The sequence below is a fragment of the Pseudarthrobacter sp. 01T43 genome (assembly GCF_056398665.1).
Genome location: NZ_JBFTPV010000014.1, coordinates 19,095 through 37,594, shown reverse-complemented (window position 1 = coordinate 37,594; position 18,500 = coordinate 19,095). Strand labels below are relative to the sequence as shown.

The window sequence follows — 18,500 nt, the reverse complement described above, 5'->3', positions numbered from 1 at the left end:
TCGTGGGCCTTTGCGGGAAAAGTGGCTGGAACGGCTTGATAAACTGTCGCCACCGAACCTAACGATTGACCGCCTGCCCTAACTTTTTGTAAAACGAATCCCTGACGTTGCGGAGATACCAGTGATCACAGTCCTTGCCGTGCAGTTTACGGTGGCTGCTGTGGCGCCTCTCCTGTTCAGGATGTGGGGCCGTAACGCCTTCTATGCCCTGGCGGCCGTACCCGCTGCGTCCTTTATCTGGCTGCTTTTCCAGCACGGCGCCGTGTATTCGGGCGCCGGGGCGGTCACGGAGGTCATCCCCTGGATCCCCGGGTTGAAACTGGAATTCGCCTTTCGGCTGGATCCGCTGGCTTGGGTGATGTCCCTGTTGGTCCTGGGCGTGGGCGCCTTGGTGCTGGTCTACTGTGCCCGGTACTTCAGCAGGAAAGACCAGGACCTCGGCGGCTTCGGAGCCCAGCTGCTCGCCTTCGCCGGTGCCATGTTCGGCCTGGTGGTGGCGGACGATCTTCTCCTGCTGTTCGTCTTCTGGGAACTCACCACCATCCTGTCCTACCTGCTGATCGGCTTCGCCCGCACCAGGCTGGCCGCCCGGCGCTCCGCCCTGCAGGCCTTGATGGTCACCACGGCCGGCGGCCTGGCCATGCTGGTGGGCCTGATCATGCTCGGCTACAGCGCCGGAACGTACCGGATCTCGGCGATCCTGGAGCAGGCTCCCACGCTGGTAACTGGACCGGCCAGCGGAATCGTCGCCGCCGCCGTCGTACTGATCCTCGTGGGCGCCATCAGCAAATCCGCACTGGTTCCCTTCCACTTCTGGCTGCCGGGAGCCATGGCAGCCCCCACCCCCGTCAGCGCCTACCTGCACGCCGCGGCGATGGTCAAGGCCGGCATCTACCTCGTAGCCAGGCTCGCGCCCGGATTTTCCGAGACCGCATACTGGCAGTCCATTGTGCTGGGGTTGGGCCTGGCCACCATGCTGGTGGGCGGCTACCGGGCACTCCGCCAGACGGACATCAAGCTCATTCTCGCGTATGGCACCGTCAGCCAGCTGGGCTTCCTCACCATGGTGGTGGGACTCGGGACGTCGGACGCGGCGCTCGCAGGCCTCGCGATGCTTTTGGCGCATGGCCTCTTCAAGGCCACCCTGTTCCTGGTGGTGGGCATCATCGACCACCAGTCCGGAACCCGTGATGTCCGCCAGCTCTCCGGCGTCTTCCGCTCGTCCCGCGCGCTCGGCATCGTTGCCGGCATCGGCGCCGCGTCGATGGCCGGCGTTCCGCTGCTGGCAGGTTTTGTGGCGAAGGAATCGGTACTGGAAGCCTTCGTCCATCACGCTTCCACGGGGGAGCCCTGGAGCATGGTGGTGCTCGTGGGCATCGTTCTGGGCTCGGTCCTCACGTTCGCCTACAGCGCCCGTTTTATGTGGGGGGCGTTTGCCGTCAAGCCCGGCGTTGAACCCACACCGTTCAAGGCCGTCAGGCCCTCTTTCCTGGCGGCTCCGGCCCTCCTCAGCCTCCTCACCATCGTCTACGGCCTGTGGCCCGCCCCGGTGGACGCATGGGTCCAGCCTTATGCGGCTCTCTTTGCCGCCACCGCGGCCGACGCCGGCACACCGGCCGGGCAGGCAGGCCACCTTGCGCTGTGGCACGGCCTCACCCCGGCCCTCGGGCTGACTGCGCTCACGTTCGCGCTGGGCCTGGCCATGCACTTCGGCCGAACTTTGGTGGCCCGGGCACAGTCCCGGGTGCCGGGCTGGATCGACGGCGACCGCTTCTACCAGCTCAGCATCGGTGCGCTGGATGACACGGCGGTGTGGATCACGGGCCGCACGCAGCGTGGTTCGCTGTACTTCTACCTCTCCGTGATCCTTTCCATGGCGTTCGCGCTGCCGCTGACTGCCATGCTCCTGGCAGGGAAGCCCCTCCCGACGGACCTGTACTTTATCGACCCCTTCTCACCGCTTCAGCCGGTGGTGGGTGCGGCGATCGTGATCGGGGCGCTGGCGGCGGTCAAGGCCAACAGGCGGTTCCTTGCCGTGCTGATGGTGTCTGTGACCGGATATGGGATTGCCCTGATGTTCGCGCTCCAGGGCGCGCCGGACCTGGCCCTGACGCAGATGCTGGTGGAAACCATCATCCTGGTGGCCTTCGTCCTGGCCATGCGCAGCCTCCCGGCCGAGCTCCGCGACCGGACCGGCGGCAGGTACCGCGTGGTCCGCGTGATTATCGGGGCAGCCTTCGGCGTCACCATGGTCTTTGCCGCCATATACGCCATGGGCTCCCGGGTGGCCGTACCGGTCTCACTGGAATTCCCCCGGCTTGCCTACGAGGGCGGCGGCGGACTGAACATCGTCAACGTGACCCTCGTGGACATCAGGGCGTGGGATACCTTCGGGGAAATTTCTGTCCTCGCCCTCGCCGCAACCGGCGTCGCCAGCCTGATCTTCGTCCGTGGACGCGGCGACCGGCTCAGGGTTTCGTCCACCATTGCCGAGGGCAGCGTTGGACGGCAGTCCGCAGCGGATCCCGGTTCGCGCGAAGCCGCGTCGCTGGCCATCAGCCGGAAGTTTGCCGCCTCGGCACGGGACGCCTGGATCGTGGCAGGACGGACCCTGGCCCCCGAACGGCGTTCCATCATCTTTGAGGTGGTCACGCGGCTGATCTTCCACTCCCTGATCATCTTCTCCCTGTATCTCCTCCTCGCCGGGCACAATCTGCCGGGCGGTGGTTTCGCCGGCGGCCTGACGGCCGGGCTTGCCCTGGCCATCCGCTACCTGGCCGGCGGCCGTTTCGAACTGCGGGAGGCCACCCCAGTGGGCGCCGGTACCCTGCTCGGGATCGGGCTCGCGACGGCGGCCGCCTCCGGTGTGGTGCCGCTCCTGCTGGGCGGGCAAGTGTTCCAGTCCGCCATTATTGAACTGTGGCTGCCGGTGTTCGGCGACATCAAGTTCGTCACGTCCACTATCTTCGATATAGGCGTGTACATCGTGGTGGTGGGCCTCGTCCTGGACGTGCTGCGCAGCCTGGGTTCCGAGATCGACGAACATTTTGACGAGCACGAGGCCGAGCCGGCGCCGGACTCCCTTGTTGAGGACGTGATGGCCGGAGCCGTTTCCGCCGGGGGGCACGAGCCCGCGGGCCTGTCCACCGAACCTACCGTGAAGGGCCAAGGATGAGCGTCAACCTGACCCTGCTGATCGTGATGGGTGCGCTGTACGCGTGCGGCATCTACCTGATCCTCGAACGCAGCCTCACCCGGGTGCTGCTGGGGCTGATGCTCCTGACCAACGCCACCAACCTGCTGATCCTGACCACGGGCGGCTATGCCGGCCTGGCGCCGTTCTTCAACAAGGACACCGGCGCGGACGCGTACGCCGACCCCCTCCCGCAGGCCCTCATCCTCACCTCGATCGTGATCTCGTTCGCCGTCACCGCGTTTATGCTCGGCATCATCTACCGCACCTGGGTCCTTGCCCGCCAGGATGAGATCCAGGACGACATCGAGGACCTCCGCGTCGCCGAAACACCCCGGTTTGACGCTGAGGACGACGCCCCGATCCCGGCCGAGACGTCCGAGTTTCCCCTGACCATGCTCGGCAGCGACGGCAGCGGTATTTCTGATCATGCAGATCATCCAGAGTCCGGGGAGCACATCACGGCCGGCGCCAGGACGATTCCCGCCGTGGACGCCGCCGCCGAAGAGCAACCCGGCTCGCGGAACGTCAACCCTGGCCCGAAGGAGGTGTGAAGTGAACATCGCAAGCTTTGCCCCGCTCGCCGTCCTCTTGCCCATCTTTGGCGCCGCACTGGCCTTCCTGCTGTTCCGGCACGCCCGGGCGCAGCGCGCCGTGAGCATCGCGGTACTGTCCCTGACCCTTCTGCTGGAGTGCTTGCTGCTCGCCTCAGTGTGGGAGGGCGGGACAGCCGCAGTGAACATCGGCGGCTGGCTGCCGCCCTGGGGCATCACGATGGTGGTGGACCAGTTCTCCTCCCTCATGCTGGTGGTGTCCTCCGCCGTTAGCCTCGCCGTGCTGATCTACGCCACCGGGCAGGGCATGGCCGACGGCGACCAGGACGCCCCGGTGTCGATTTTCCACCCCACGTTCCTGATCCTCGTGGCCGGTGTGTCCAACGCGTTCCTGTCGGGCGATCTCTTCAACCTCTACGTCGGCTTTGAAATCCTCCTCACCGCAAGCTACGTCCTGATGACCCTGGGCGGTACGGGGCCCCGCATCCGCGCGGGCGTCACCTATGTGGTGGTCTCCGTGGTGTCCTCCGTGCTGTTCCTGATCTCCATCGCGATGGTCTACGGTGCAACCGGAACTGTGAACATGGCGGACCTTGCCATCAAGCTCGCGGACCTGGACGAGGGAACAAAGACGCTCCTGCATGTGATGCTCCTGGTGGCTTTCGGCATCAAGGCGGCCGTGTTCCCGCTGTCGTTCTGGCTGCCTGACTCCTACCCCACCGCGCCCGCCCCGGTCACAGCCGTCTTCGCCGGCCTGCTCACCAAAGTGGGCGTCTACGCCATGGTCCGCACCGAGACCCTGCTGTTCCCCGGCGACAGCCTGAACACTCCGTTGATGGTGGTGGCGCTACTGACCATGGTGGTCGGAATCCTCGGCGCCCTGGCCCAGAGCGACATCAAGCGACTGCTGTCCTTCACGCTGGTGAGCCACATCGGCTACATGGTGTTCGGCCTGGCAATGTCCTCCGTGGCCGGGCTGGCAGCTGCCGTGTTCTACGTGGCACACCACATCATCGTCCAGACCAGCCTCTTCCTGGTCACGGGCCTGATCGAACGCCGTGGCGGCAGTTCCTCAGTGGACCGGCTGGCGGGCCTGGCCAAACTTTCGCCCCTCCTGGCGCTCCTGTTTTTTGTACCCGCGATGAACCTGGCCGGAATCCCGCCGTTCTCCGGGTTCCTGGGCAAGGTGGGCCTGATCCAGGCCGGAATCGAGCTGGGCACACCGCTCGCCTATGCCCTGGTGATCGGGGGCGTGGTCACCAGCCTGTTGACACTCCTGGCCGTGGCGAGGGTGTGGAACCGTGCGTTCTGGCGCAAGCCTTCAGACGCTGAGCATCCCGACCCCGTCCTGCTGGCGGTGCCGGAGGAGGCGGGCACCGGTCGCCGGGCCGGCCGCGACAGCGTGACCCTGCTGCCCCGGACGATGGTGGGTTCAACCCTTGGCCTGGTGGTGCTGGGGGTGTCCCTCACCGTCTTCGCCGGCCCGCTGTTCAAGGTCTCGGACCAGGCGGCCCAGGAGATGCTGGACAGGTCCTCCTACATTCAGGCCGTGCTCGGTGAGGACACCGTAGTTCCACCCATGGCGCTGAAAGCGGGTGGGGGCGAATGAGCCGCCGACGGATTTCCCTGCGCCAGGAGGTTCCCCTGCTGGTGTGGCTGGTGATTGTCTGGGGTGCGCTCTGGCAGGACTTCAGCCCCGGCAACCTGCTTTTCGGCGCCCTGCTGGCCGTGCTGGTGGCCCGGATGTTTTACCTGCCGCCGGTGGAACTCAGCGGCCGGTTCAACATCCTCCACGCGGTGCCTTTCGCCTTGCGGTTCCTGGGCCGGGTGGCGGCAGCGAGCATCGAAGTCATGTACTTGGCGGCCGTCCGCGGACCGAAAGTGATCAACGCAGTGGTCGCTGTCCCGCTGCGGAGCCACCAGGACCTTATTGTCACCGCCGTCGGCCACGTGATCTCGCTGATTCCGGGTTCGCTGGTGGTGGAAGTGGACCGTTCAACGTCCACCCTGTACCTCCACGCGCTCAATATCAGCAGCGTCGAAGACGTGGAGAGCCTGCGCAGGGAAGTCCGCTCCATCGAAGCCGGCTTGATCCGCATCATGGGCAGCAGGGAAGAACTCGAAGCAGTGCGGCAGGAGAACCCGGCATGATGCAGACCGTCCTGGCTGTCACGGCAGTCATCCTTTCGCTGGCCGCGGCCGGTGCCATTATCCGGATTGCCCGGGGCCCCTCGCTGCTGGACCGGGTGCTGGCCTCCGACGTCCTGCTGGCCATCCTCGGCGCGGCACTGTGCATCGACATGGCCGTGAACCGGCACTTGAACAACCTGATGCTGCTCGTGGCACTGTCGGTAGTCGGCTTCATCGGCTCCGTGACCGTGGCGCGCTTCGTGGCCGACCGGCGGGAGCAGACCCATGAGTCCTGAGGCGAGCCTGGTGGATAACGTGATTGATATCGTGACGGCGGTGTTCCTGGTGGTGGGCGCCCTCATGTCCCTGGCAGCCGCCGTCGGCCTGCTCCGCTTCCCTGACCTGCTGAGCCGGATGCACGCCGCCACCAAGCCGCAGGTGCTGGGCCTGTTCCTGCTCCTGGCAGCCATCGGCCTGCAGATGCGGACGTGGTGGGTGTGGCCGGTGCTGCTGGTCGCTTGGATTTTCCAGTTGCTGACTGTACCGGTGTCCGCCCACATGGTGGGCCGCTCCGGCTACCGCACCAAGCACATGCACCGCGAGCTGCTCAGCTCCGATGATCTGGAGGCCGTGGTCCAGAAGGCGGCCAAATCCGCCCGTGATGAGGCGTCCGACGGCTGAGGGTTTTCGTACGGATAACGCTGCTCGGAGACTATTCAGCGGGCAGCATCTGGACGAAAACTCGCTAGACGACGTCCTGGGTCTTGGCGAAACGGGTGATGGCCCGCTGCGTGCCGCGGTTGGCGAGCACCTGGATGACGGTGCTGACCGAGGCTGAGATCAGCGCGAAGGTCAGCGCCGAGCGAAGGCTCGTGGCGGTGTCTTCGTCCTTGCCTGTGGGTGCCTTGCGGCCGGTGGACTTTTCCCACACGGCGTTGACCACCTTGGTGCCGACAAACCCGGCGCCGATGCTGATTCCTGTGCCGAGCAGCTTGATGAGCAGGTTCATTGGTTGAACTCCTTGTGGGCGGGTCGGGGACTGCCTTTAGCCTAACGCGATCAGGCCGCCAGCCGGCACAAGGCCGGCACCTAGGCCGGCACCTAGGCCGGGCGCATGGACGCCAGGATCTCCCGGAGTGCCTCGACGACGAGGTCGTGGTCCTGCTGTTGGGGCAGACCCGAGACAGTCACAGTGGCCACGGCGCCCACTCCGGTGACGTAAACCGGGAAGCACCCGCCGTGCGCGGCGTAGACGGACTCGTCATACCAGCCCTGGTCCTCGATCCGGCCGCCCCGCAGCCGTGCGCGCAGGCCCACCAACAGCGAAGGGATCTCGTACCGTGCGGCCGTCCGCTGCTTGGCCCGGACCCAGTGCTCGTTGTTGGGTGTGGCCCCGTCCAGGGCAACGTGGAACAGGACCTGGTCGCCCTTGGTGATATCGATGGCGATGGGCAGCTTCCGGGTCTTGCCGAGCTCCACCAGCAGCAGCCCGAGGTTGAGGGAATCGTCCTTCGTGAACCGTGGGAACTGCAGCTCACTGACCTCCGCGTCGATCCTGGCAATCAGGGCCTCGAGCGCGCCCTCAGGCTGGCTCCCGCTGGAATCGGGATCGAACGCGGTCACATGGGGGGAATTGGCAGTCATGCCCACAACTTACCGCGCGTGCGGTGTAAACTGGGTGACGCCCATCAGGGCAGATTTATTTACGACAGGGGAGCGCCGCCGTCGGGCACTGCAGCAATGCAGCCGGGGGATGGGCGCTGAGAGTGCGGACAGCCGCAGACCCTCGAACCTGATCCGGTTAGTACCGGCGCAAGGGAGTCGAGCTTCTCAGAGTGTCCGGATCCGGGCGGCGCAGGCCGAGCCGAAACCGCGAACACCCTCCCCTCCTGTACCTCAGGAGGTTGACATGACAACAGTAGGCATCAAAAAGGCCAGCTATACCTGGCGCGTTGTGGACATCGTGGTGGCGGCTCTGATCGCCATCGCCGGCGGTGTTATCTTCTGGGCCTGGGACCAGGGTGCGGCGCTGGTCTCCGCACCGATGAACGCCACCTACCCGCCCCTGACCGGCCTGATCGCCGGCGGCTGGATGATTCCGGCCGTGCTGGGCATGCTCATCATCCGCAAACCGGGCGCCGCGCTGTTCTGCGAAGCCGTTGCCGCCACCGGTGAGCTCATGATGGGTTCGCAGTACGGCACCACCGTGCTGATCTCCGGCATCCTGCAGGGCCTCGGCGCGGAACTGGTGTTCGCCGCCTTCGCCTACAAGAAGTTCAATCTCCCGACCGCACTGCTGGCCGGTGCGGGGGCAGGGCTCTTCTGCGGCCTGAACGACTCCTTCCTCCCGTGGGGCTGGAACATCGCCTACGAGGCCGGCGATAAAGCCGCCTACATTCTGTTCTGCGCCGTCTCAGGTGCCGTGATCGCGGGCGCCGTCTCCTGGGTTGCCACCCGCGGCCTGGCGAAGACGGGTGTACTGAGCGCTTTCGCGTCCCGGAAGGCCTTCTCGGAGCCCGTCTTCAACTGATGGCCGCTTCCGACGCTGGCGCCTCCGCTGTGCGCCCCGCCGCGGTGTCCGCCCGTGGCTGGGGCTGGCGGCACGCCGGCCGCGCCGTTCCCGCCGTCCACGGGCTCGACCTGGACATCGCGCCCGGTGAGCGGGTGCTGCTGCTGGGCCCCTCGGGTGCCGGCAAATCAACGCTGCTGCACGCGCTCGCCGGTGTGCTGGGAGACGAAGGGGACGACGCCGACGAGACGGGTTCGCTGCTGATCGACGGCGTTGCGCCGCGTGGCCAGCGCGGCCGCGCGGGACTCATGCAGCAGGATCCTGAAACACAGGTGGTCCTCTCCCGGCTGGGCGACGACGTCGCTTTTGGTGCCGAGAACCTGGCAGTGCCGCGGGACGAGATCTGGCGGCGGGTGGAGGAAGCGCTCGACGACGTCGGGCTGCGGGGTGCCGTCCGCCCTGACAATGCGCCCGGGGTGCCGGGTGCGGGTGGGCCGGGTGCCGGGGGATCAGGTGCCCGGGGGCTCCCGCTGGACCACCCGACGTCGGCCCTGTCCGGCGGTCAAAAGCAGCGGCTGGCGCTGGCCGGCATCCTCGCGATGCGGCCCGGGCTGATCCTGCTGGACGAACCGACCGCAAACCTCGATCCCGCCGGCGTCCTGGAAGTCCGGGACGCCGTGGGCCGTTCCCTTGACAAGACCGGCGCCACCCTGGTGGTGGTGGAACACCGCGTGTCCGTCTGGAAAGACCTGGTGGACCGGATCGTGGTGCTGCAGCCTGGTTCGGCTACCGGGACCGGTAGCGTTTCAGGCGTCGGGGGTAGCACCTCCGGGGTGCTCCTGGACGGGCCGCCGGACCAGGTGCTCGCCGAGGCTCGCAGCATCCTGATCCGCGCCGGCGTGTGGGTGCCGGGCTACGTTCCCGCGACCCGGCCCCGCGCCGGCAGTTCCTCGGGCAGTTCCGGTGGTGCCGGTCAGCTGCTGCTGGCTGCCGAGCAGGTTGCCGTATCCCGTGAGCGGCCACGCCGCCGCGGGTTCCGCACCATCCCGCCGGTGCCCGTGCAAACGGGCATCACGGCCCAGGTCCGCGCCGGCCAGGCACTGACCGTCACCGGCCCCAATGGCGCCGGCAAATCGACGTTGGCGCTGACGCTCGCCGGACTCCTGGCTCCGGTGGCAGGGAAGGTGTCGGCCGCCGTCGAGCTTTCCCAGGGTGCCGGGATAGATCCGTTCCGTTGGAAGGCCAAACAGCTGATTTCGCGGATCGGCACGGTGTTCCAGGAGCCCGAGCACCAGTTCGTCACGGGCCGGGTGCTGGACGAGCTGATGTTTGGGCCACGCCATCTGGGGCATGGGGAGGAACGTGTGGAGGAGCTGCTGGAGCGGCTGCGCCTCACGCATCTGGTGGACGCGAATCCTTACACCCTGTCCGGCGGCGAAAAGCGGCGGCTGTCGGTGGCCACTGTCCTCGCGGCCCACCCGCGCGTCCTGGTGCTCGACGAACCCACGTTCGGCCAGGACGCCAACACGTGGGCCGAGCTCGCGTCGTTCCTCTCCGAACTGCTCGACGCCGGAACGTCCGTGGTCTCGGTGACCCACGACGAAGAGTTCACCGCCGTCCTGGGCGGCACCGAACTGCGACTGGGCCCGGCCTCGCGTGGCGGTGCCCGCCAGGAGGCTGATGCCGCATGAGGGATGCCCTGACGCTCAGCGGAAACCACGCCTTGCTGACGCGCGCCAACCCGTTGGCCAAATTCGGCGCCGTCTTCCTTATCACGCTGGTACTGGCGCTCTCCATCGACTGGGTTTCCGCCTCGGTGGCGCTCGCCGCCGAACTGGCACTCTTCCCGCTGGCCGGACTATCGCTGCGCCTGCTCTGGCAACGCGGCTGGCCCCTCATCATCGCGGCAGCGGTGGGTGGCTGGAGTACGGCGATTGTCGCTGCGGACAGCGGTACTGTACTGCTCGACGTCGGGATCTGGTCCATCAGCGAAGGTTCCCTTCGGCTGGGGCTCGGGTTCATGCTGCGCGGACTCGCGATAGCCCTGCCGGCCATCCTGCTGATGACCTGCACGGACCCGACCGACCTCGCGGACGCGTTGGCGCAGAAAGCCCGCCTTCCGCACCGGTTCGTGCTCGGCACGCTGGCCGCGATGCGGCTGGTGGGACTCCTGGCCGAGGAATGGCAGACCATCGGCATGGCCCGGCGTGCCCGGGGCGTGGGATCACACGGCAGCCCGCTGCAGCGGCTGCGGGCCACGCTCGGGCAGGGTTTTGGGCTGCTGGTTCAGGCGATCCGGCGCGCCTCCCGCCTGGCTGTGACCATGGAAGCCAGGGGTTTCGGCACCGGTCAGCGCACCTGGGCACGGGAGTCCACCTACTCGCAGCTGGACGTCTGGGTGGTGCTGGGCGGCGTACTGATCGCTGCGGCTGCAGTGGTTGCCGCAGCGGGGATGGGGACTTGGAACTTTGTTTGGCGGTAGTTGGCGGGGCGAAGGGGTAGGTGGACCTTGAGTTCCGACTCGCGAATATCGCATGAATCGGGTATGAATCTGCCCACGTTGTGTGTCTCGGCATAAAATGGCTCCTTCATAGCTCATCTGTGATATTTTCTTCCCATGACTCAGGAAACTGCCGAGCACATTGCCGCTACGCTCAAGGACGCCCGGATAGACAAGGGCTGGACCCAGGGCCAGTTAGCCGAGGCGCTGGGGACCAGCCAAAGTGCCATCGCCCGGATGGAGCAGGGCAAGCAGAACCTCAGCCTCAAGATGATCCAGCGGCTCGAAACGATTCTCGAGCGAAGCATCGTCAAGGTGGGCAAACCGCAGATGACCCACCTGCGGATCGAAGGCGGCCGGACCCTGTCCGGGTCGGTGGATGTCAACAGCAGCAAGAACGCCGGCGTTGCCCTGCTCTGCGCCAGCCTGATCAACCGCGGCACCACCGTGCTGCGCAGGCTCGCCCGGATCGAAGAGGTCAACCGGATCGTGGAGGTGCTGACCAGCATCGGCATGGAATGCACCTGGCTTAACGACACGGACCTCCAGCTGCGCCGGCCCGAAGTCCTGGACCTGGCGGCCATGGACGTGGACGCTGCGCGCCGCACCCGCAGCGTCATCATGCTCCTGGGCCCGCTGCTCGACGAGAGCTCGGAGTATCGCCTCCCCTATGCAGGCGGCTGCGACCTGGGCACGCGCACCGTGGAACCCCACATGCAGGCGCTGCGCCAGTTCGGGTTGTCCGTGGAAGCGAGGGCCGGCTTCTACGCAGTCCAGGCTCCGCAGCCGGACACCCGGAACCGGTCGTTCGTGCTGTCTGAGCGCGGGGATACCGTGACCGAAAACGCGATCATGGCTGCGGCGCACCGCAGGGGAACCACAGTCATCCGCAATGCGAGCCCCAACTACATGGTCCAGGACCTGTGCTTCTACCTGCAGATGCTTGGCGTGCAGATCGACGGCGTGGGCACCACCACCCTGAAGATCACTGGGCAACCCCGTGTGAACGTCGATATTGAATACTTTCCGTCCGAGGATCCGATTGAAGCGATGAGCCTCATCACCGCCGGCATCGTCACCAACTCGGAGGTGACAATCCGGCGTGTACCCATCGAGTTCATGGAGATCGAGCTGGCCACGCTGGAGCAGATGGGCCAGCAGCTGGAGATCTCAGGGGAGTACACGGCGCGCAACGGACGGACCCGGCTCGTGGATGTGACCACCAAGCCGTCCGAGCTGCGCGCACCGGAGGACAAGATCCACCCCATGCCGTTCCCGGGGCTGAACATCGACAACCTGCCGTTCTTCGCCGTCATCGCGGCCAACGCGCACGGCCAGACCATGATCCACGACTGGGTCTACGAGAACCGGGCCATCTACCTTACGGAACTCAACCGGCTCGGCGCCCAAGTGCAGCTGCTGGACCCGCACCGGATCTACGTCAACGGCCCCACCAAGTGGCGCGCCGCCGAGGTGGGCTGCCCGCCGGCTCTCCGCCCGGCCGCCTGCCTGCTGCTAGCCATGCTCGCGGCACGGGGAGTCTCCGAGCTGCGTAACATTTACGTGATCGAGCGCGGTTACGAGGACCTCGCCGAGCGGCTCAACACCATTGGCGCCAAGGTGGAGTACTTCCAGGACTGACGCCGGGGGGTTTTTGCCAAGCCCGGCCGGTTCTGCACCATCATTCGGCCTTATCGTGGTTCGGACGGCGCCGTTCCGGGTCCGCGGGTCAGGCCCGGGCCGGATGATTGAGCAGAATCCGTCACCCTCTCGGCCGGCCACGTTTCAGGACCGCGTGGATCTCCTTCAAGACCATGTCCGGGCCGTTCCAGATCTGTTCCGGGGCGTAGCTAAGGACCGCGTAAGCCTGCGTCTGTGCGATGTTGGACCGGCTCATGTCCTTCCGCCAGGCGGCGCGCGAGCTGTGGAACTGGAAGCCGTTGACTTCCACAATGAGCCAGCCGTCGATCAGGAAGTCCACGCGTCCGACGCCGGCAATCTGCACTTGCCTGTCGAACCGGAGCCCCGCTGACTCGAACAGCAGCCGGGCACTGATCTCCGGGACGGACTCGGACAAGCCGTCCGCCTTAGCCAGCCTCCTACGCGCTGGGCCGTAGTACTTCGCTGTGAGCTCTGCTTCCAGGACTGCCCGGGGTAGGCCATGCTGCGTCATCGCCGACTGCGCCATGGCTATGGCGTCCACTTCGGCCAGGCACGTTAGGCCGTGAATGACGGTGTCCTCAAGACTTGCGATGGGTAGCCGTTGGTCCCCTGTGAACCGGAGGCGACCGTGTTTTGGGGCATGCCTGCCGCGGCGGTGTTTGCTGGCCAGATGGAGCCGGCCGGGCATGTCCTTGAGCCACAGTCCATAGTGGGACGCGCCGGAGGCACAGGTTACGAGCGAATCGCTGACTATCGCCCGCAGGAACCCGGGGTCTGCATCAGGCAATGCCCAGACGCCCTTCCTGGGCTGGCTGGCTCCGGCTGTTGCCAAGTTCCGCACCGCACGGTCCGAGTAGCCTTCCCGCCGCAGGGTGCCAACCCGCGCCACGCCGCCGAGGGATGTCAAGAACTCCAGGGGATCCATAGACCGAGTTAGCCACGGTTTTGGCTTGGTGCGGACGGGCGAATGGCTGTATGTGGACACCCCGGGCTGTGGGGGAACGGTGCCCCGACGGGTTCTGCACCATCATTCCGCTGGCTCGGAGTGCCGGCGGCGCCGTTCCGGGCCATCCCGCTCTGTCCGAGGGAATGATGGCGCAGAATCCGGCAGGTCAGAATCTGCCTCCGGACCGGGCTGCCGCGAGCCCGGCCGGGTGACGCACAATATAACCATGCGAACTTTCGGCGTCGAGGAAGAGCTCCTGATCGTTGATCCGGACTCGGGGCAGCCGCTTGCGCTGGCGGACGCCCTGCTTTCGGGGCACCGGCTGGCGGCCGACGACGCCCCGCCAGACCCGTATGCGGGGAGGGCCCGGGACGAAACCGAGTACGACGACGAAATGGGCTTGAGTGCCGAGCTGAAGCTTGAACAGATCGAGACGCAGACGCGTCCGTGCCTTGAGTATTCGGAGCTGCTCCCGCAGATTCGGGCCGGCCGCCTGCTCGCGGACCAGGCGGCACGCAAATTCGGCGCGAGGGTGGCTGCACTGGCCACTTCTCCGTTCGGGTTGGCGAGCCACACCACCCCGGACCCGCGTTATGCCCGGATGCTGGAGCGTTTTGGCCTGACCGCCCAGGAACAGCTGACGTGCGGCTTCCACGTCCATACGTCCATCGAGTCCGAGGACGAGGGCGTGGCCGTGCTGGACAGGATCAGGGACAAGCTGGCCGTCCTCACCGCCCTGAGTGCCAACTCCCCGTTCTGGATGGGGATGCACACTGGGTTCGCAAGTTACCGCACCCAGGCCTGGAACCGCTGGCCAACATCGGGCCCGTCCGCCATCTTCGGCACGTATTCCCAGTACCGGCGGGTGGTGACGCGCCTGCTGGACAGCGGGGTGATGCTGGACGAAGGCATGATCTACTTCGACGCCCGCCTTTCCCGGAACCACCCCACCGTTGAGGTCCGGGTGGCCGACGTCTGCCTCCGGGCTGAGGACGCCGCCCTGATCGCAGTGCTGGTGCGGGCCCTGGTGGAGACGGCCAGCCGGGAATGGCGGGAGGGGGTTGAACCCGCTCCGGTGCCCACCGTGCTGCTCCGGATGGCGGCTTGGCAGGCGAGCAGCAGTGGCCTGGGCGGTGAACTGCTGGACTTCGGCACCTTCAGGCCTGCCCCGGCAGTCGACGTCGTCCGTTCCCTCGTGGATTACTTGGCGCCCGTGCTTGCGGAACAGGGTGAACTGGCACTGGCCAGGCAAGGCGTGGAGGACATTATTTCCCGTGGCACCGGCTCCGCCGAGCAGCGACGCGTCCGGGACGCGGCGACTCAAACAGCGCCCGACGACGGCGGGCTGGGTGCCGTTGTTGCCCACGCAGTGGGCGTCACGATGCGCGGTACGTCCGGGCAGCCACAGGTTGATGAAGCGCCCGATTTGCTGCGGGTGCGCCAGGTCTGACCTCACCGGTGATTCCGGCGCTGCCCGACGGGCACCTCCGGCCAACAGCCCGCAAGTCCGGCAGGCCCCGTGCCCTCAGCCGCCCAGGGCCAGCCGTATCCCCAACGTCAGCATCACGGCTGCGACGAGGCCGTCGAGAAGGCGCCAGGAGGAGGGCCGCGCAAAGAAGGGGCGAAGGACTCGGGCCCCGAATCCCAGCGCACTGAACCACACCACGCTGGCCGCGATTGCACCGGCACCGAACCACCACCGCAAGTCGTGCGTTTGCTGGTTAGCCACGGACCCCAGCAGCAGGACGGTGTCCAGGTAGACGTGCGGGTTGAGCCAGGTCAGTGCGAGCACCGTGGACAGTGCGGCGCCGAGGCCGACGGCGGGCTGCCGGCCGGACGCGGTCAGTGCCCCGGGACGCAAAGCGCGGCGTGCCGCCATGACGCCGTACGCCACCAGGAACGCCGCGCCGGCAAACCGGACCACGGCCACAATCACCGGGTTCGCCTGCAGCAGGGCCCCCACCCCGGCAATGCCGGCGGCGATGAGGATCGCATCCGAGACGCTGCAGACGAGCACGACGGCGGCCACGTGCTCACCCCGGATGCCTTGCCGCAGGACAAAGGCGTTCTGGCTGCCGATGGCCACGATGAGCGCGAGTCCGGTGCCGAAGCCCAATGCTGCGGGGCCCAGCAATCCTGTGAAGTCCATATGTTTCAACGTACGGCCCCGCCTACAATTACTCCAGCTAAACATTCTTACTTATCTTAAGGAAAGCTAATGAAGGCATTCCAGCTGGAGCAGCTCCGAACCTTCGCCACAGTGGTGGAAGAGGGCACCCTGGAAGCGGCCGCCCGCAGCCTGTACGTCACGCCGTCGGCCATTTCGCAGCGGGTAAAGGCGATGGAGGATGCGGCCGGTCAGATCCTGTTGCAGCGCACCAGCCCGGTCCGGCCGACCACCGCCGGCGAGGCAGTCCTGCGGTTCGCCCTGCAGGTCAGGCAGCTGGAGTGGGACGCGCGCCAGGAGCTGGGCGGTGGCCATAGCGCACCGAGCGCACCCATCCCGCTGGTGGTGAACGCCGACTCACTCTCCACCTGGTTCCTGCCGGCGCTGGCAGGCCTGCCGGCGGACCTCGGCGCCTGTTTTGAACTGCGGCGGGAGGATGAGCAGCATTCCACCCGGCAGTTGCGCACCGGCGCTGTGATGGCTGCCGTGACAGCCACGCCGGAGCCGGTTCCGGGCTGCAGTGTGGAGCCGCTGGGTTCACTGCGGTACCGGGCGGTGGCCAGCCCGGGTTATGTGCGGCACTGGTGGCCGGACGGCCCGGAACTGCTGGCGGGCAGCCAGTCACCGGTGGTGGACTTCGACCGCAAGGACGATTTGCAGGCAGGATTCTTCCGCACGCTGACGGGCACAGAGCTGGCGGCACCACGGCACTATGTGCCGTCGTCGGCCGAATTTGCACAGGCCATCCGGCTGGGACTGGGCTGGGGGCTCCTGCCTGAGCAGCAGTGCCTGGCCGACCTCAGAAGCGGGGACCTCGTGGAACTGGCACCAGGAAACCCGGTTGATGTGTCCCTGTACTGGCAGCGCTGGAAGATCGAATCCCCGGCGCTCAACCAGCTGACCGCGGCGGTGCGGCAGGCGGCGGCCAGCCAGCTCCGCCCCGCCGTCAGACCTGCTTCAGTGCCTGTTCGAGGTCGCCGATGAGGTCGTCCACGTCTTCGAGCCCAACAGACAGGCGCACCACGCCGTCGCTGAGCCCGATCGCCGCGCGTCCTTCCGGCCCCATGGCCCGATGGGTGGTGGTGGCCGGATGGGTGATGAGGGACTTCGCATCGCCCAGGTTGTTGGAGATGTCGATGATCCGCAGCGCATCCAGGAGCGCAAAGGCGGCCTCCTTGGCGGAGCGGCCGCCGCTCGCTGCAAGTTCCAGCGTGAGGACCGTGCCGCCGGCCTTCATCTGCTTGGCGGCGAGTTCGTACTGCGGATGTGACGGAAGCAGCGGGTACTTGACCCAGCTGACGGCCGGTTGCTGCTCGAGCCATTCAGCGAGCCGCAGCGCCGATGCGGACGAGTGGTTCACGCGCAGGGCCATGGTCTCGAGGCCCTTCGTGAGGACCCAGGCGTTGAAGGAGGACAGCGCCGGTCCGGTGTGGCGCATGAGCTGCTTGACCGGGCCGTCGATGAATTCCTTGGTGCCCAGGATGGCTCCGCCCATCACCCTGCCCTGGCCGTCGATGTGCTTGGTGCCCGAGTACACAATCACGTCCGCGCCGAACTGCCCGCAGCGCTGCAGCAGGGGAGTGGCAAAAACATTGTCCACGACCACCGTGGCGCCCGCTGAGTGCGCCAGTTCGCTGACCGCGGCGATGTCCACAATTTCCTGCATCGGGTTGGACGGCGATTCGAAAAACACGGCGGTGGTGGGCTCTGACAGGGCTCCGCGCCACTGGTCCAGGTCCGGGCCGTCCACAAATACCGTCTCTACGCCCCAGCGGGGAAGGATTTCGTTCAGGATCACAAAGCAGGAGCCGAACAGTGAACGTGCGGCAACCACCCGGTCACCGGCACCCAGCAGGGCACCCACGGCGGTGAAAACCGCTGACATGCCCGACGCCGTCGCGAAGCACGCCTCGGTGCCTTCGAGCAGTCGAAGGCGTTCCTGGAAGGTGGCCACCGTCGGGTTGCCGTAGCGGGAGTAAACAAACCGTACGTCCTCGCCGGTGAATGCGCGCTCCGCGGCGGCAGCCGACTCGTAGACGAAGCCCGAGTTCAGGAAGATGGGCTCCGTGGTTTCCTGGAACTGCGTGCGGTCGAGGCCGCCGCGGACGGCCTGGGTGTCGGGGCTCCAGCCGGCAGCTTCTTCGTTGAATGTCACTTATTTGCTTCCAAGGTTGGTGGGCAGGCCGCGGTTCTTCCAACCGTTGACCGTCCGCTCGCCGTACCGGTCCGGCTCCCCTTCGAAGCCTTCCAGGACGTTGTAGGAAGTAAAGCCGGCCTGGGTCGCTGCAGTGGCGGCGGCGATGGAGCGCTGGCCTGAGCGGCAGATGAAAACCAGTTCGGTGTCGCTGTCCTCCGGGGCCTGCACTGTGAGGTGGGTGATGAAATCCGGGTTCGGAATGCCGCCCGGGAACGTCCAGGGAATGAACAGGGGATCGTTGTCCGTAGCCTTAGTGTCCGGGATGCCGATGTGCGCCCATTCGCCTTCGGTGCGGACATCCACCAGGATGGCGCCCTGCTCCAGCTTGGTCCAGGCTTCCTGCGGCGTGAGGTCTCCGGCGTAGCTCATGCGTGGCCCTCGCCGTCGAACTCGAGGTCGCCCGTGGATTCGAGATCTTCCACGGCGGTGGCGACGGCGGCATCCGCGCTGGCGATGGCCGCCGGCAGGATGAGCGCCTGGGCAACGATCACGGCGGTGCCGTTGAACGTGGCGGCCGGGCTGCCGTGCAGGACATAGCCCTCGGCCAGTGCGGCGGAAATCCGCTCACAGAAAGTGCGGTCGTCCGGCCCGGTGATAAGCCGGTACGCCAGTTTTTCTTCAGGGACAGGTGCGTCAGACACG

The 18,500-nt window shown here is 66.6% G+C and carries 19 protein-coding genes and 1 riboswitch; of the genes, 12 read left to right on the top strand and 7 right to left on the bottom strand.

The annotated features are described in order from the left end of the window. Positions 1 to 121: 121 nt before the first annotated feature. The 6 genes from AC1DIM_RS13480 to mnhG are packed head-to-tail and all read left to right on the top strand — an operon-like array spanning position 122 to position 6,558. Positions 122 to 3,175 (top strand): Na+/H+ antiporter subunit A, encoded by a 3,054-nt coding sequence (locus AC1DIM_RS13480; RefSeq protein WP_477711005.1) that lies wholly within the window; start codon positions 122 to 124, stop codon positions 3,173 to 3,175. Further along, positions 3,172 to 3,747, top strand: a complete 576-nt coding sequence (locus AC1DIM_RS13475) for a Na(+)/H(+) antiporter subunit C (RefSeq protein ID WP_477711004.1) — start codon at positions 3,172 to 3,174, stop codon at positions 3,745 to 3,747. Before AC1DIM_RS13480 ends, AC1DIM_RS13475 begins: the two co-directional genes overlap by 4 nt. A 1-nt stretch (position 3,748) precedes the next feature. Beyond that, positions 3,749 to 5,356, top strand: coding sequence for a Na+/H+ antiporter subunit D (locus AC1DIM_RS13470; protein WP_477711003.1), 1,608 nt, complete (start codon positions 3,749 to 3,751; stop codon positions 5,354 to 5,356). Then, positions 5,353 to 5,898: a Na+/H+ antiporter subunit E gene (locus AC1DIM_RS13465; RefSeq protein WP_477711002.1), complete on the top strand. Its 546-nt coding sequence runs from the start codon at positions 5,353 to 5,355 to the stop codon at positions 5,896 to 5,898. Before AC1DIM_RS13470 ends, AC1DIM_RS13465 begins: the two co-directional genes overlap by 4 nt. Next, on the top strand, positions 5,895 to 6,173 hold the full coding sequence (locus AC1DIM_RS13460) for an MrpF/PhaF family protein (RefSeq protein WP_477711001.1): 279 nt from the start codon (positions 5,895 to 5,897) through the stop codon (positions 6,171 to 6,173). Before AC1DIM_RS13465 ends, AC1DIM_RS13460 begins: the two co-directional genes overlap by 4 nt. Continuing rightward, entirely contained in the window at positions 6,163 to 6,558 is a 396-nt protein-coding gene (mnhG, locus tag AC1DIM_RS13455; protein WP_477711000.1) for a monovalent cation/H(+) antiporter subunit G, read from the top strand. Before AC1DIM_RS13460 ends, mnhG begins: the two co-directional genes overlap by 11 nt. Before the next feature lie 64 nt (positions 6,559 to 6,622). On the opposite strand, the gene AC1DIM_RS13450 is transcribed toward mnhG, so the two are convergent. Both AC1DIM_RS13450 and AC1DIM_RS13445 read right to left on the bottom strand, forming a co-directional pair. Continuing rightward, on the bottom strand, positions 6,623 to 6,886 hold the full coding sequence (locus tag AC1DIM_RS13450; protein WP_477710999.1) for a DUF4235 domain-containing protein: 264 nt from the start codon (positions 6,884 to 6,886) through the stop codon (positions 6,623 to 6,625). A gap of 92 nt (positions 6,887 to 6,978) precedes the next feature. Then, positions 6,979 to 7,521 carry a heme-degrading domain-containing protein gene (locus AC1DIM_RS13445; protein ID WP_477710998.1) on the bottom strand — a complete coding sequence of 181 codons (543 nt, stop codon included), beginning with the start codon at positions 7,519 to 7,521 and terminating at the stop codon, positions 6,979 to 6,981. A 56-nt stretch (positions 7,522 to 7,577) separates the two neighbouring features. Continuing rightward, a riboswitch (TPP riboswitch) is annotated at positions 7,578 to 7,714 on the top strand. A 72-nt stretch (positions 7,715 to 7,786) separates the two neighbouring features. Between AC1DIM_RS13445 and AC1DIM_RS13440 the strand changes: the two genes are divergently transcribed. The 4 genes from AC1DIM_RS13440 to AC1DIM_RS13425 all read left to right on the top strand — a co-directional run bounded on the left by AC1DIM_RS13440 (position 7,787) and on the right by AC1DIM_RS13425 (position 12,527). Continuing rightward, the gene (locus tag AC1DIM_RS13440) at positions 7,787 to 8,407 is read left to right on the top strand and encodes an ECF transporter S component (protein ID WP_477710997.1); all 621 of its coding nucleotides are present in this window, start codon (positions 7,787 to 7,789) and stop codon (positions 8,405 to 8,407) included. After that, positions 8,407 to 10,077, top strand: coding sequence for an ABC transporter ATP-binding protein (locus AC1DIM_RS13435; RefSeq protein WP_477710996.1), 1,671 nt, complete (start codon positions 8,407 to 8,409; stop codon positions 10,075 to 10,077). The genes AC1DIM_RS13440 and AC1DIM_RS13435 overlap by 1 nt, the downstream gene beginning before the upstream one ends. Then, positions 10,074 to 10,868 (top strand): energy-coupling factor transporter transmembrane component T family protein, encoded by a 795-nt coding sequence (locus AC1DIM_RS13430; protein ID WP_477710995.1) that lies wholly within the window; start codon positions 10,074 to 10,076, stop codon positions 10,866 to 10,868. Before AC1DIM_RS13435 ends, AC1DIM_RS13430 begins: the two co-directional genes overlap by 4 nt. A gap of 135 nt (positions 10,869 to 11,003) precedes the next feature. Further along, a complete protein-coding gene (locus tag AC1DIM_RS13425; RefSeq protein ID WP_477710994.1) occupies positions 11,004 to 12,527 on the top strand; it encodes a UDP-N-acetylglucosamine 1-carboxyvinyltransferase in 1,524 nt (507 codons plus the stop codon). Between the two features lie 121 nt (positions 12,528 to 12,648). On the opposite strand, the gene AC1DIM_RS13420 is transcribed toward AC1DIM_RS13425, so the two are convergent. Further along, complete coding sequence (locus AC1DIM_RS13420; protein WP_477710993.1) at positions 12,649 to 13,473, bottom strand: endonuclease domain-containing protein; 825 nt, start codon at positions 13,471 to 13,473, stop codon at positions 12,649 to 12,651. Positions 13,474 to 13,720: 247 nt separating this feature from the next. Here AC1DIM_RS13420 and AC1DIM_RS13415 point away from each other — a divergent pair, with 247 nt between their 5' ends. Continuing rightward, entirely contained in the window at positions 13,721 to 14,944 is a 1,224-nt protein-coding gene (locus AC1DIM_RS13415; protein ID WP_477710992.1) for a glutamate--cysteine ligase 2, read from the top strand. Positions 14,945 to 15,019: 75 nt separating this feature from the next. Here the strand turns inward: AC1DIM_RS13415 and AC1DIM_RS13410 are convergent, their stop codons facing one another. Further along, complete coding sequence (locus tag AC1DIM_RS13410; RefSeq protein WP_477710991.1) at positions 15,020 to 15,643, bottom strand: LysE/ArgO family amino acid transporter; 624 nt, start codon at positions 15,641 to 15,643, stop codon at positions 15,020 to 15,022. Positions 15,644 to 15,712: 69 nt separating this feature from the next. Between AC1DIM_RS13410 and AC1DIM_RS13405 the strand changes: the two genes are divergently transcribed. Beyond that, positions 15,713 to 16,645 (top strand): LysR family transcriptional regulator ArgP, encoded by a 933-nt coding sequence (locus AC1DIM_RS13405; RefSeq protein ID WP_477710990.1) that lies wholly within the window; start codon positions 15,713 to 15,715, stop codon positions 16,643 to 16,645. Here AC1DIM_RS13405 and AC1DIM_RS13400 read toward each other — a convergent pair. From AC1DIM_RS13400 to AC1DIM_RS13390, 3 genes are read right to left on the bottom strand one after another with little or no spacing between them, the layout of a single operon-like run. Next, complete coding sequence (locus AC1DIM_RS13400) at positions 16,608 to 17,816, bottom strand: O-succinylhomoserine sulfhydrylase (RefSeq protein ID WP_477710989.1); 1,209 nt, start codon at positions 17,814 to 17,816, stop codon at positions 16,608 to 16,610. The two genes, AC1DIM_RS13405 and AC1DIM_RS13400, sit on opposite strands and share 38 nt — an antisense overlap. Further along, positions 17,817 to 18,227 carry a rhodanese-like domain-containing protein gene (locus AC1DIM_RS13395; RefSeq protein WP_477710988.1) on the bottom strand — a complete coding sequence of 137 codons (411 nt, stop codon included), beginning with the start codon at positions 18,225 to 18,227 and terminating at the stop codon, positions 17,817 to 17,819. After that, positions 18,224 to 18,499, bottom strand: a complete 276-nt coding sequence (locus AC1DIM_RS13390) for a DUF1737 domain-containing protein (RefSeq protein WP_477710987.1) — start codon at positions 18,497 to 18,499, stop codon at positions 18,224 to 18,226. Before AC1DIM_RS13390 ends, AC1DIM_RS13395 begins: the two co-directional genes overlap by 4 nt. Position 18,500 lies beyond the last annotated feature (1 nt).